Source organism: Streptomyces sp. NPDC037301 (genome assembly GCF_055602785.1).
The window spans coordinates 1-12,204 of record NZ_JBVJWD010000102.1; the positions used below are offsets into that span (position 1 = coordinate 1).

The 12,204-nt window shown below is 70.2% G+C and carries 12 protein-coding genes and 1 pseudogene; 4 read left to right on the forward strand and 9 right to left on the reverse strand.

Features of this window, described 5'->3' with window-relative positions:
* Nucleotides 1-173: 173 nt before the first annotated feature.
* Both tpg and tap read right to left on the reverse strand, forming a co-directional pair.
* Nucleotides 174-728: a telomere-protecting terminal protein Tpg gene (gene tpg / locus ACZ7IB_RS47575; RefSeq protein ID WP_470921475.1), complete on the reverse strand. Its 555-nt coding sequence runs from the start codon at nucleotides 726-728 to the stop codon at nucleotides 174-176.
* A 3-nt stretch (nucleotides 729-731) separates the two neighbouring features.
* Entirely contained in the window at nucleotides 732-2,855 is a 2,124-nt protein-coding gene (tap, locus tag ACZ7IB_RS47580; RefSeq protein WP_470921477.1) for a telomere-associated protein Tap, read from the reverse strand.
* Between the two features lie 141 nt (nucleotides 2,856-2,996).
* On the opposite strand from tap, the gene ACZ7IB_RS47585 reads away from it, so the two are divergent.
* Nucleotides 2,997-4,856: a zeta toxin family protein gene (locus ACZ7IB_RS47585; protein WP_470921479.1), complete on the forward strand. Its 1,860-nt coding sequence runs from the start codon at nucleotides 2,997-2,999 to the stop codon at nucleotides 4,854-4,856.
* On the opposite strand, the gene ACZ7IB_RS47590 is transcribed toward ACZ7IB_RS47585, so the two are convergent.
* Nucleotides 4,820-5,068 carry a hypothetical protein gene (locus tag ACZ7IB_RS47590; RefSeq protein WP_470921480.1) on the reverse strand — a complete coding sequence of 83 codons (249 nt, stop codon included), beginning with the start codon at nucleotides 5,066-5,068 and terminating at the stop codon, nucleotides 4,820-4,822. The two genes, ACZ7IB_RS47585 and ACZ7IB_RS47590, sit on opposite strands and share 37 nt — an antisense overlap.
* Before the next feature lie 152 nt (nucleotides 5,069-5,220).
* On the opposite strand from ACZ7IB_RS47590, the gene ACZ7IB_RS47595 reads away from it, so the two are divergent.
* Nucleotides 5,221-7,881, forward strand: coding sequence for a YfgM family protein (locus ACZ7IB_RS47595; RefSeq protein WP_470921481.1), 2,661 nt, complete (start codon nucleotides 5,221-5,223; stop codon nucleotides 7,879-7,881).
* Nucleotides 7,882-8,004: 123 nt separating this feature from the next.
* Here ACZ7IB_RS47595 and ACZ7IB_RS47600 read toward each other — a convergent pair whose 3' ends face one another.
* The gene (locus ACZ7IB_RS47600; protein WP_470921483.1) at nucleotides 8,005-8,130 is read right to left on the reverse strand and encodes a hypothetical protein; all 126 of its coding nucleotides are present in this window, start codon (nucleotides 8,128-8,130) and stop codon (nucleotides 8,005-8,007) included.
* Entirely contained in the window at nucleotides 8,127-8,297 is a 171-nt protein-coding gene (locus ACZ7IB_RS47605) for a hypothetical protein (RefSeq protein WP_470921485.1), read from the reverse strand. Before ACZ7IB_RS47605 ends, ACZ7IB_RS47600 begins: the two co-directional genes overlap by 4 nt.
* Nucleotides 8,298-8,694: 397 nt before the next feature.
* On the opposite strand from ACZ7IB_RS47605, the gene ACZ7IB_RS47610 reads away from it, so the two are divergent.
* Complete coding sequence (locus ACZ7IB_RS47610; RefSeq protein WP_470921487.1) at nucleotides 8,695-9,615, forward strand: hypothetical protein; 921 nt, start codon at nucleotides 8,695-8,697, stop codon at nucleotides 9,613-9,615.
* Between the two features lie 152 nt (nucleotides 9,616-9,767).
* Here the strand turns inward: ACZ7IB_RS47610 and ACZ7IB_RS47615 are convergent, their stop codons facing one another.
* The 4 genes from ACZ7IB_RS47615 to ACZ7IB_RS47630 all read right to left on the reverse strand — a co-directional run bounded on the left by ACZ7IB_RS47615 (nucleotide 9,768) and on the right by ACZ7IB_RS47630 (nucleotide 11,604).
* Nucleotides 9,768-10,136: a PIN domain-containing protein gene (locus tag ACZ7IB_RS47615; protein ID WP_470921494.1), complete on the reverse strand. Its 369-nt coding sequence runs from the start codon at nucleotides 10,134-10,136 to the stop codon at nucleotides 9,768-9,770.
* Nucleotides 10,137-10,144: 8 nt separating this feature from the next.
* A complete protein-coding gene (locus ACZ7IB_RS47620; protein ID WP_470921489.1) occupies nucleotides 10,145-10,402 on the reverse strand; it encodes a hypothetical protein in 258 nt (85 codons plus the stop codon).
* A gap of 181 nt (nucleotides 10,403-10,583) precedes the next feature.
* Entirely contained in the window at nucleotides 10,584-11,204 is a 621-nt protein-coding gene (locus ACZ7IB_RS47625) for a hypothetical protein (RefSeq protein WP_470921491.1), read from the reverse strand.
* A gap of 4 nt (nucleotides 11,205-11,208) precedes the next feature.
* Complete coding sequence (locus ACZ7IB_RS47630) at nucleotides 11,209-11,604, reverse strand: sigma-70 family RNA polymerase sigma factor (RefSeq protein WP_470921492.1); 396 nt, start codon at nucleotides 11,602-11,604, stop codon at nucleotides 11,209-11,211.
* A gap of 287 nt (nucleotides 11,605-11,891) precedes the next feature.
* Here ACZ7IB_RS47630 and ACZ7IB_RS47635 point away from each other — a divergent pair.
* Nucleotides 11,892-12,113 (forward strand): annotated as a pseudogene (locus ACZ7IB_RS47635) (YIP1 family protein); the annotation flags it as partial.
* Nucleotides 12,114-12,204 lie beyond the last annotated feature (91 nt).

Below are 12,204 nucleotides of genomic sequence, written 5' to 3' on the forward strand. Positions count from 1 at the left end.
CGGACGGAAGAGCACCCGACGGAGGAAGAAGCCCCTGGCCATGGGCTCAAAGAATCAGCGGGGCTCTGGGGAACTCGCGGGATGTCGCACACCCGGGTCGTGGTCGGCGTCGAACAGGGGGCTCTTGTCGCGGTCGATGGGCGGAAATTCAGCGGTCACGCTTTCGCTCCTACTTAGTAGTCCAGGTCCAAATAGTCGATGTCGTTGATTTCCACGTCCGACAGTCCCATAGCGCGACCGCCGCCGTCCTGGAAATACACTTCCTTAAACCCTTCGGCGATGATTCCGCGCATTTGCTGGTCGCTGGCCCCCGCGTCGCGGGCGTCGAAGAGGCGCTGCGCGTACGTCGCGGGGAGGTGCACGGTGAGTCGCCGGAACCGTCCGTCGTCGGTCGTGCCGACTGCTGCGGAGTAGCCGAACCGGGCCCGGGTCTCCACCGTGATCCCACCGGTGGTGGCGGCCTGACGCTGTCGGCGCTTGCGGTTGAGCGGCTGCCAGCGCGCACGGACCATCGCCTCGATCTTCGCGGCGACGTCCGGGCGGGCGTGCTTGCGGGCTCCGCGCCGGTAGCGGTTGACGGAGTCGGCCGTAACCCCGGCTTCCTCGCCGATCTCCTGAGAACTGAGGTACTTGCGCAGGAAGCCGACCTGGCCCTTGAGAGTCTTGGGCGGGTCCTTGGTGAACGCCTCCTGGTCGGCCCGCTCGATCGCGTCGTCGATCTCCCCCACGGTCTACTCCCCTTCGTCCAGGACGGCGTCGCCGCCCTTGATGTGGCGGGCCGGGTTGAGGCCCTTCTCCATCAGGTCGACCGCCCACAGCATCGACTGGACGCCCTCCAGCTTCGCCAGGCCGGGCGTGGGCCCGAGGCGGAACCCGCCGGGCTGCGGCTTGCCTGACGCCGCGTAAGGGAGGAAGTCGAGCGGGCTCTCACCCGGGCTCGGGTAGACGACGCAGTCGGAGAGCACGGCGAGCGGGTACAAGCCCGTCATCTTCGCCATGTTGTTCAGCTTGCGGTGCATGTTGACCCGGGCCTTGCTGATGACGGCAGCCCGGATGTCGGGGCGCCACGTCGGCCGCGCCAGGGCCGGCCACGTCTCGCCCTCCTTGTAGGACTTGCCCTGCGGGCGCTCACGGAGCTTGCCGACGCCGCCCTTGACCGTGGCCTTGATCGCGGACAGGACGGCGGCCAGGGCCGGGTCCTTCTGCTTGTGCTGCTCCATCGCGGCGAGGAAGGCCCGGTCGTCCAGGTCCTTGGTGACGCCCATGTCCGCGAGGGTGTCGACGTAGGCGGTCTTGAGCCGGTCGTGCCACGGGTCCAGGTACGCTCCGGTCTCCCGGCGCAGGTACGCCTCGATCGGGTGCACGTCGTGCCCGAGCTCCTGGGCGTAGGCGAGGGTGTGCGTCTGGTACCAGGCCGGGCCCGTCGGACGGGTGCCGTCCGGGGTGAACGGCGAGGGCAGGCGCGGGTCCAGCTCGATGTGGGACAGGTCCGCCAGCCAGCTCCCGGGGATCTTCGGGTTGAACTTCGGGGCGTTGAAGTGGTCCGGGGCGCTGAGGCCGACGACCAGGCGGGCCGCGGCGGCGAGGAACGCGGTGTTGAGGTCCAGGCCGACCGCGAAGGGCAGCGTGCACTCTTCATCGGACAGCGTGTCCACCGACCGCACCCACTGGTACGCCTCTTCGTTGAGGAAGCCGCCGGCCCAGCCGGAGTTCACGACGACGGGGTGTTCCGGGGTGGCCTCCGGCGGCGCCGGGTCCATCGGCTCCGTCCCCAGCGAGCCCGCGTTGTAGCCGGACACCCAGTTCCCGGTCTCCGGGTCCTGCACGGCCTTCGTCGGCGGGCGCAGCGCCGTCATCAGCTCCAGCCCGGACACGGCGGTGGAGCCGCGCGGGGTGATGACCCGGGTCGCGTACACCCCGAGGACGCGGGCGATGTCGGCCGGCTCCATCTCGCTCACGCCGGGCCAGGACCGTTCATCGAGGGCGTCCCAGGACAGGATCGCCAGCTGCACGCACTGCCGGTCGCGGCCCTGCGCCTTGCGGTAGATCCGCGCCCACGGGCCGAAACCGCGCTGGGTGAGCTGCCACTTCGCCTTGGCGACCTGCTTGACCACGGGGTGGTCCTCGGGCAGGCGCAGGGAGCGGCGCTGCTCGTGGCCCTCCAGGCGCTCGGGCAGCCCGAGCTTCACAGCGGCGGCCGCGGTGAGCACGATCAGCGGGTCGCTGTCCTTGCCGTAGCGGTTGAGCTTCGCGGCCCCGAGGCCGGACTCCTTGAGGGTCCACTCCACCAGCTCCGGCACGGTGGTGGCCGGGCAGTCGAGCACGATGCCGCCCGTGCCGTACGCGGAGCCGTCGCCGTCCAGGACGGCGAGCGGGCCGTGCGGGAACCGCGGGTCGGTCGCGGGCTTCGCCGCCTTCTTCGCCGCGGGGCGCCTCGACGTCGCGACCGGGCGGGCGGGACGCTCGGCCGCGGCCGGGGTGGCCGGGGCCTGTGCCGGGGCGGCGGCCACCGTGGGCTCGGTCGCGGCCGGGCCGGTGAACGTCTGCGGCACCACTGGCTGCGGCGGCGTGGCCACCGGGGCGGGCATGGCGGCTGGAGATCCGTGGGCGGGGTACTTCGCGGCCCAGCCGTCCAGCAGCCGCTTGTACGCCTCCAGGCGTGGCGGCTTCGGCTCGCTCCGGCCGTTCTCCCAGTTCTTCACCGTCTGGGTCGTCGACTTCAGAGCCTGAGCGAGACGGGCCTGCGTGATGCCGGCGGCCTCACGGAGCCGGGCGCGCTCCGCCGGGGGCGGGAGCTGCGGCTCCTCCGCCAGCAGGGCGTCGATGTTCGCGAACAGCTCTTCCTCAGATGCCATATCTGTCTACCTCCACCCTGAACACTAGCATGCTTTAACCCTGACGGAAGATTCAATTTAGCCCTTGTGTTTAACCCGTTCGGTTAGCGTATGATGCGTGGCGTTGCTGGGGATGGCGGCGAAACCGAGCAGGGAGTTGCGTTGAGAGACGAGGACGTCGTTCCGGTGGCCCTGGCCGAGGGCCAGCACAACGAGATCCTGGTGACGGAAATCCTGCCGACCTGGACCGAGCACGCCGTCCCTCAGGGCAAGCCGGTGGTCGTGGTCGTCGCTGGACCGGCGGGCAGCGGGAAGTCCCGCCTGTGTGATCTCCTGCTGGCGGTCCTCAGCCGACGGGGCGGGGCGGTACTGATCGGCCGCGACCTCTACAAGAAGGCCCACCCCCAGTACGACGACCTCATGCGCAGCGATGACCTCACGGCCGGTGTGCGGGTGCGTCCGGACGTCCTGCAATGGCAGGCAGAGGTCGAGTCATACGTACGCCGCGAGCGCTTCGACGCAGTCCTGGAGGCCCCCGTCGCCGATCTGGCGGAGACCATCGCGACGACCCGCGTCTGGCGTGCGGCGGGCTATCGCGTCGAGGTGGTGGCGCTGGGCACGTCGGAGGCCGAGGCGCAGCTCAGCGGGCTGGACCGCTACCTGACGCAGGTCGACGAGCAGGGCGTGGGCCGGTCCGTGTCCTGGGGCAACTTCGACCAGTGCACGCGCAATCTGCCCCTTTTCCTGGAGGCCGTCGAGGCCGAACGGCTCGCGGACCAGGTCATGGTCGTGCGCCGCGGCCTTCACGTGCTGTACCTCAACGAGCTCACCGCGGACGGACAGTCCTGGTGCAGATCCGCAGGCGCACCTGAGGCGCTGACGGCGGAGTGGGCCCGGCCGTGGACCGCGCCGGAGACCTGGCGCTTCCGGCGCCACCTGACCGGCACGGAACAGCGGTTGCACCCGTCGGCGCTCACGCCGGAGCGGCGCCTGGCGGTGACCGGGGGGCTGGAGCGCGCCTTCGCCCTGGCCGAGCCGGTGCGCCGGATCGCCCAGCCGCTGACGGTGCCCCCCGGCGTCGACTACCACCGCCTGTCCGCCAGCGAGCACCGGTGGATCTTCGACGAGCTGATCATCCCGATGTACCTGAGCGCCATCACCCCGCAGGACGACCCCGTCAGCCTGTACGTGATGGGCCCGCAGGGGGCGGGAAAGTCCTACATGGCGCGCATGCTGCGCCGTGCGTTACGCCAGCGCAGACCCACCGGGATTGAGGGCGGCACCTTCAAGGCGCTGCACCCCGACTACCGCCAGCTCCTCGAGGAGGAGCCGCGTACCGCCTCCGCGCGTATCAGGCCGGACTACCGGGCGTGGCAGGAGATGGCCGAGGCGTATGTACGGGCGCGCCAAGGGGACATGCTGATCGAGATCGCCCCGGACAGCGTCAGCCACTTCGTGAACAGTGCGCGGCGCGACCAGCGGGCGGGCCGGCGTGTGGAGCTGGTCGTGATCGGAGGGCGCGCCGCGGACAGCAGGCTGGGTACCGCGACCCGGTGCGCCGAGGTGGCCCGCCTGGGCGGCACCCCCAGGTTCACCGCGGCCGCCGCCCACGACGCGACGTTCAACATCGTCGCCGCCGTGGCCGACGCCGCCGAACGGTCCCCGTTCGTGCACCGCGTCTCCGTGGTCCGCAGGGACCTGACCTCGGTCTACCGCAACGAGCGCACCCCGGACGGCGGGTGGGCCGGGCTGCCCCGGGCCGGGCAGGTGGTCGAGGCCGAGCAGCGCCGCCCGTACACGCTGGCCGAAGCGGCCCAGCTCCTCGCCACCCTCAAACGGTTGGAGGGGGAGCTGCCGCAGTACCGGTCGGATCTGGTCGAGATCGCCGCGCTGGCCTGGCCGCTGATGCCTGCCAGCCTGCAGCCGCGCACCCTCATCTCCACGATCACCACGGCGCCGCTGCCCGCCCTGCCGCGGAATTCCGGCTACTGGCCGCCCAGCTCCTGGGAACGGGCCGCGTAGCGGGCCGCGATCTCGGCCACCTCGTCGGGGCTGGCGTCCTCCTGGAGCGCCAGCAGATCGGCGGCGCATGCCGCCAGCTCCTCCTTCAGCGTCTTCAGGCGCTCGGATTCGGGGCCGGCGGAGTCCCGCTCCTTCATGATCTGTTCCGCGTACCAGTTGCTCACGTCCTGCACGAGCTGCTTGGCGGCCTCAGGACTCACGTGCTCTGACAAGGGATTTCCTTCATGTATCGGGAGGCGATGGGGCGTCATTGTCTCTGGCCGAGACGATGCGGGAACGGCGCCCGCGTTGCAGAAGGTGGCCACGCCGCACGCCCTAGGCCCTACGGTTGATACCGTCGATGATCATTCTGGGGGGACCGACCGTGGCCGACTTGCGTGCGTTGTTCAGCTCCAACGACCCGGCGGGGGTCGACGCGGTGGAGGCGTTCACCGATCGCCAGCACCAGTGGACGGAGGTCGCGGCAGCGCTCGGCGAGCACCTGCAGCGCGTGGCCAGGCCCGGCTTCGACGTCGAGGACCTCGAGTCCCCCCGCACGAACGTGGTCATGTTTCACGGGGTGGGCGGGGCGGGGAAGTCCACCCTGCTCCGCAAGATCGAAGCCGCCCTGACCGCGGCCGAGGACCGGCCCGCCCAGTGGGGCGCACCGGCTTGGACGCAGCGGCTCCTGCCGATCCGGATCGACCTGTCCCGCTCCGCGTCGACCGGATCCGACTATGAGCGCGTACTCCTGACGATCCGCCTCGCGCTCGCCGGCGAGCTCGGCAGGACCCTGCCGTCCTTCGACGTGGCACTGCGGAACTACTGGGAGGTGGCCCACCCCGGCGAGCCCCTCGACGAGTACATCCGGCGGACCGGGATCGCGGGCCGGGTCACCAACATGCTGCCTGGCCAGCTCCAGGCCGGCGTAGGGGAGGTCGCGGCCGCCCTCCAACTGCCCGGCCTGGTCGGCTCGGCCGCCGGACAGCTCACCTCAGCCCTGGTCACCGCACTGCGCGAACGCCACGAGCGCGCCCAGGCCCTTGCGGGCGCCGCACGGACCGCGGCCCTGCTGGAGGCCACCCCGGACTTGGAAGCCTTGTCGTACTACCCGCATCTTCTGGCCTGGGACCTGAGCCGGCTGCCCGCGAAGAAGGCGGTGACGCCGGTGGTCCTGCTGGACACCTTCGAGGACACCGCGGACCGCCACCGCGACCTTGAGCGGCTCCTGCAACGGCTGGTCTGGCTCATGCCCGGCACGTTCTTCATCCTCGCCGGGCGCAGCCGCCTGCAGTGGGCCGACCCGGGCCTCCACGGACAGCTCGACTGGACCGGCCCCATCGCCTGGCCCGGACTGGGGTCCACCCGGACCGTCCCCGCGCCCCGTGCCGGTGAACACTCCGGACGCCAGCACCTGATCGGAGACCTGTCTCCCGAGGACTGCGAGACCCATCTCGCCCAGCGGCTCACTGTCGAGGGCCGGCCCCTCATCGACGCTGACATCCGGGCAGCGATCACCGCCCGGTCCCACGGCCTGCCCCTCCACCTCGACCTCGCCGTCTCCCGCTACCTGGAGATCCGTCGTACCGGCCGCGCTCCCGCCCCGGCCGACTTCGACTGCTCCTTCCCGGCCCTGCTCGCCCGCACGTTGTCGGACCTCACGGCGGAGGAGCGCCACCTGCTGCGCAGCGTCTCGCTCCTCGACGCCTGGGACCTGGACCTGGCTACCCGGGCCGCCGGCCTCACCCACCAGGCTCCCGCCCGTCGTCTGACCGAGCGCCCTTTGATCTCCGAGAACGTCTACGGGTTGTGGCCGTACCACCTGCACCGGGCGATCCGCACGGCCGTGCGCGAGGACACCCACAGCGAGGACCGCTGGACGGACACCGACTGGTACCAGGCCGCCACCCGCGCGCTGGGCGCCCTCGGCGAGCAGTGGACGGCGGCCGCCACGCTCGGCCCCAGCCGCCTGCTCCTGGTCGCCTGCCTACGCCAGGGCCTTCGTCTCGCCCGCGACCACCGCCTCGCCGACCTGGGCTGGCTCACCGCCGCCGCCTACACCTATACCGACGACTCCGTCTGGGAGCCGCTCACCCTCCCCGCCGACACCACCGGTGCCCCGGACACGCCCGCGGACGCCCTGGCCGAACTCCTCGCCGCAATCACCCGTCGCCAGCACGAGCACCGGCAGCGGACGGTGGAGAGGCTGAGCGAGGTGCTGGACTCCGGCCTGCTGTCCGCCGACCTCGTCGAGCTCGCCCTGTACTACCGGGCGAAGGCGTACAAGGACCTCGACCAGGGCGCCGCCGCCCGGGCCGGGATGCGACAGGTCGCCGACGCCGGCGGGCGCCTCGCACCCAAGGCCCGCCGTGGCCTGGCCAACCTGTCCAGGTTGGCCGGGGACTTCCCCACCGCACTCGCCGCCGTCCCCACCCTGGGATGGAAAGGCCGCCACCACCGCGTCCTCGGCGACATCCACTGGTCCCACGCCGCCACCGACCAGGCCGTCGCCGCGTTCGAAGCAGGCCGCGCCGAAGCCGAAGAACACGGCGCTGTCGGCGAGCGCGCGATGATGCAGGTCCGCCTCGCCCTCGCGCTGTCCTTCGCCGACCCGGACCGGGCGGCCGCCGAGCTCTCCCTCGCCCACCAGCTCCTCGAAGGCCTCGACCAACGGTCCAACGCTCTCTTGGCCCAGGTCGTCGCCCTGATCAAGGACGCCGGAACCGACGGCATCATCGACCGCGCCCGGAGCCTGAACACCGACATCACGGGCGCGGGGCTGCCCTTCCTCCACCGGTTCGTGGAGCTTGCCGTCGCCTTCCACCACGCCGTGCGCGAGGAGGACCAGGAGCTGGCCGCCACCATCGGCCGCCTGCACGAACTCACCGCGACCGGCGACTTCGCCTACTTCACCGACATCGCCCACCACATGGCCGGCCTGCCCCTGCCCGGTCCCACCGCCACGCAGTGGATCGACAGCCCCGACGCCGTCCGCGGCCGCTGGCAGCACCTCGTCCACACCCGACGTACCCGTACCGGCCGATAGCCGCAGCCTCATCGCGGCGCCGAGGCGGAGGTTCGTGGGTCCGGACACGGATCGGGGCCCGGACCACATGTGGTCCGGCCCCGATTTCACCCTGGCCAGCTGTTCAGCCGCAGGGCCGTGAGGTCACTGGGTGTCGGTGCTCTTGCCCACGAGCGAGGACAGCAGCTCGACCATGGTCGCGTTGACCGCGCGCTGCTCGTCGATGAAGCCGTCGATCTTCCGCTCCAGACCGTCCAGACGCTGGGTCAATGGCCGCTGAGGTTCTCGACCTTCTGGTCCAGGTTCCCGACCTGCAGGCGCACCGCAGTGAGGTCGGACTTGATGATCCCGAACTCGCGGGAGTCCTGAGCCGAGCCCTCTTCGAAACGCCGGGTCAGGGCAGCGAGCTCGCTGTGAGCGATGGGGTCCTCAGGCACGCGGGTACTCCTGCCAGATCACAAAAACCGCAGATAAGAAGACTCCACATTATCGCGCCCGCGCCCCTGTACAGCCCCCGTCCCGTGGCCTGCGGCCCGTCGACGGCGAAACCTGTCTGGCCATCGTGGACCTTACTGAGCAGCCTCGCCGGGCGCGGTCCGTGTGCCCACTTCCTCACCCGATGGAGTCAGGGCCAGCTGTGGCTCCTTGCTCCGCCACCTCGCCGCAGGCTTGGATGTGCCCGGGCTCGTGAACGCCCGGCCGCGTGAAGCAGAGGCCCCCGCAACTCTTCACCGAGGACCGGCCAGAAGCATCACCACCCGCAGATACTGCTGGCACAACCTGATCAAAGCGCCTCACCGCCGGGGGCCGGTCCGGCGCGGAACAGCGACCACGATGCCTCAGGCAGCCTTGGCCCTCACCGAAGACCGCCGCCGTAGCACTGGCGAGCCTCACCAAGCGCTCCACGCACTCCTCACGGATGCCGACCGGCCGCTCACCATCCCCGCGGCCCGCCACCCGGAACAGGCGCAGCTGGAGGCCGCGCTCTTCCTCGCCTGCTGCCGGCTCGGCGGACTCTCACAGCACCCGCTGGGCATCGTCCACGTGCGTCCCGAGAAAGACCAGCTCACCCTCCGGCTCCTCGCCGAGCCGTACGTCATCCACCACTGGGCCGACTTCCTCCTTCCCCGCCTCAACACCGACGGCCCCAACGATCCCCGTGACCGTGTCACCGGCGTACCCGGGCTGCGCTACCGGCGGGAAGGCAGCAACATCTGCCTGCACCGCCCCGGCATGCCGGCCCGCATCGCCCTGACCGGCTTCAACCCCCACTGGTGGGAACGCATCACCGACCGGTTCACCACCGACTACTACGACCTGCTCCAACACGAGCCGGACTGGACACCAGCAGAACGAGCCGCCCACACCGCGGCCGTGACGTCGCCCTTCGAACCGGCCTCACTGTTCTCTCCCCTGCTGCGCCGCATCCGTGCAATGGCCGGCCCCGGCCCGATCAACGGAACCGACGCGTGGAGCTCCATCGGCGGCTTCCGGCTGGAGACGACCGACGGCCCGCCGTGCCCCGACCTCATCCGGCTTCTCGGCGACGGCCCCACCGGACTGGGCTGGGAAGTCGATCACAAGAGGTGCACCTGCCTGTGCGATCACACCCACACCGACGTGGGGTGCAACATTGACTTCCGGGAGCCCAGCACAGGAGAGCTCGTGTACTACTCCAACACCAAGTGGGGCCGCACCCTCGACGACCGCCGCCGGAAAACCATCGCCGAGATGAACCGAGCAGCCTTCACCTGAAAGCCTGCTTCCGCCCAGGAACGAGGCCAGGGCGACACCCGCGGCGGGGGCGGTGAAGTTGTCGGGCTAAAGCGCCGGAACCCACCCGCGAACGCTGGCGAAACCTGACCATCACCTGGCATACCTGCACCACGCCCCCCTGACGCACAAGGTCAGGGCGTGAGGTCCAGGACGCGGACCGGCTCGCCTTTCCACCGATCCGGCGCGGTGGTCGCGATGACTGCCCCGTCGGGGCGGTCCGGGGTGGGCTGAGCCGCGTACTGACTGTGCGCCGCCGCCCACATCTCCTCGCGGGCGAGAGCCAGCGCGGCGGCCAAGTCCAGGTCCAGAACCGTGATGCCCGGCAGCGCGGCCAGGTGCTCGGCCGTGCCGGGCCGGGCGCGGTCGGCTTCGACGAGCGCGCACGCCGGGGCGTACAGGAACCAGCCGGACTCGGCATGAGCCCGGTGGATGAGGCGAGAGGCAAGAACGTTGCCCTGGCCGGCCGCGGCCATCGCTGTGTCGTCCAGGACGATGTGCATGGCGTCGGTCACCGGGCCGTCACCTGGGCCAGGCGCCGGTCGAGCTCACTGTCCAGGTCGTTCTGCTCGGCCGCGGTGGGGGCGTAGCCGTTCCACTTCTTCAGCGCGGCCCTGGCTTTCTCGGCATGCTCGGCACGTTCGGCCGGGGTCAGCATGGTCTCGGCCAGGCGTGCCAGGTAAGCGCGCAGCGACAGGCCTTCAGCGGCCGCGATCGCGGCGAGCCGGTCCTTGGCTTCTTCGGGGATACGGACATTGGCATCGGACATCGTCGTACTCCTTCCCGTCCCTCAAGGGTACGGGTACGTACCCATACCCACTTCGCTTCCCCTGCTACCACTCGGGCTGCGGTCCGGACCGACAGAGAACCGGTCCACCCGTGACCGGTGGCAGGTCACCACACGACGCGGGCGCCCTGAGAAGGGCGCCCACTGGCGGATCGGGCCCGACTTAAAGGGCGTCGGCGAGTTCTTCGATTCGGTCGGCCAGGTGCTGAGCGGGGCGTAGGACCCTGCTGTAGCCGGATTCCTCGACTGCGTCGACCTTGAGCCTGCGGACGGCCGCGCGTAGGGCTTCGCGTTGGATGAGTTGGTGGCGGGCGGGCGGGTGCGGGACGGCGGGGCCCTCGAAGGTGGCGGCTTCCAGGGCCCAGTGGTCGGCGTCGCGGAGTTCGCCGCGGGAGAGGTGGTAGAGGTGGAGGCAGTAGGCGGAGGTGGCGTTGCCGACGCCGGCGGAGAACTGCCACCAGAAGCGGGCACCTTCGCGCTCGTCGACGAGGAAGAGCAGGGAGGCGAAGCGGAGGGCGCCGTCTTCATCGATGCCTTCGTGGGCGAGCTGGGCGACGTGCTCAGCGGCGTCTCGGTGGTGCAAGAGGTGGGCGGACAAGGTGGCGAGTTCCCTGCCGGCCTCGTTGTGGAGGGCGGGAAAGTGGCCGGCCGGGGCGGGCAGCGCGCCGAACATCATGGAGGCGGTGACGTCGCGGACGATCTCCTGCTTGAGGTCGGCGAGATCGTCGTCGGTGAACGGGTCGGGGCATCCGGCACCGCCGAGAACGTCGTGGATGCTGCGCACGGTGTTACTCCTTCTCATTCTCGTCGTCGGCGGCCGATTCCAATGACAGGCCGAGCTTGATGGCGATCCGTTCGCGGGCTAAACGCCGGTGGGAGCGGACGGTGTCCGGTTTGATGCCCATGATGCGGGCGATCCGGTTCGAGGGGTAGCCCAGGACGTAGTGCATGACGATGACGTCGAACTGCCGCTCAGGCAGGCCGGCTATCGCTGTGTAGAGGCCGAGGGCGGACTCCATCACCTCGAACTGGCGCCGGATCACTTCGAGGGTGGCGCGCGCGGCCTGCTGGAAGGCGGCGGTCTGCACCATCTGGGAGGTCTGGCCCACCAGCCGCAGGTGGGTTTCCACCCGTTGCTTGAGCAGTTTCCAGGCGTACGCCTCGGGGCTTTCCTCCTTCAGCACGTTCGCCCAGTTCAGAGCGAGGTGGGAATAGCAGCGCCGTACCACGGCTTTGGCGGCATCCTTGTCGCCGAGCTGGGAGCTCTCACTCCGCTGACCAGGTAATCCTCACCCAGTGACCAGCCAATCCTCATGACTTGTCCAACACCAGCACCCGGCCATCACTGCTCAACACCCCATAGAAACACCCGAACCGGCCCGCTCCACAGCGCCCAAGACCGGACACCGAACTGAGAACCAACCCGGACACGGAAGCAAGAACTCCCAGCGCGGCAACGGGGCTGCTGTCGATCATGTCGATCACGGACGCGCCCCGCGTGGTCGTGGCGATGTTCCTCGGCGGCGGCCAGCCCTTCGTGCAGCTGCTCGGCTGGGTGACCTGGATCGCGGCGGGCGCGCTGCTCACGACGATGGTGAGCAAGTCGCACGACCTGCCGTGGCCGAAGGCACTGGGCGCGGCATCCATCCAGCTGCTCGCGATCCTCGCGATCATCAAGCTGGGCACGTTCTAGGTTCTGTTCTTGGTTGTGATCAATAGGCTGGCGATCCAGATCGTTGTGGCGCGGAGGTGGACTCCGGCGAGGTAGCTCTCAGGAGTTTTGT

What these genes read in the sequence shown, in the direction of transcription:
- ACZ7IB_RS47610 (WP_470921487.1), top strand. Translation starts at nt 8,695, where the DNA reads ATGCCTCAGGCAGCCTTGGCCCTCACCGAAGACCGCCGCCGTAGCACT.
- ACZ7IB_RS47615 (WP_470921494.1), bottom strand. Translation starts at nt 10,136, where the DNA reads ATGCACATCGTCCTGGACGACACAGCGATGGCCGCGGCCGGCCAGGGC.
- ACZ7IB_RS47620 (WP_470921489.1), bottom strand. Translation starts at nt 10,402, where the DNA reads ATGTCCGATGCCAATGTCCGTATCCCCGAAGAAGCCAAGGACCGGCTC.
- tap (WP_470921477.1), bottom strand. Translation starts at nt 2,855, where the DNA reads ATGGCATCTGAGGAAGAGCTGTTCGCGAACATCGACGCCCTGCTGGCG.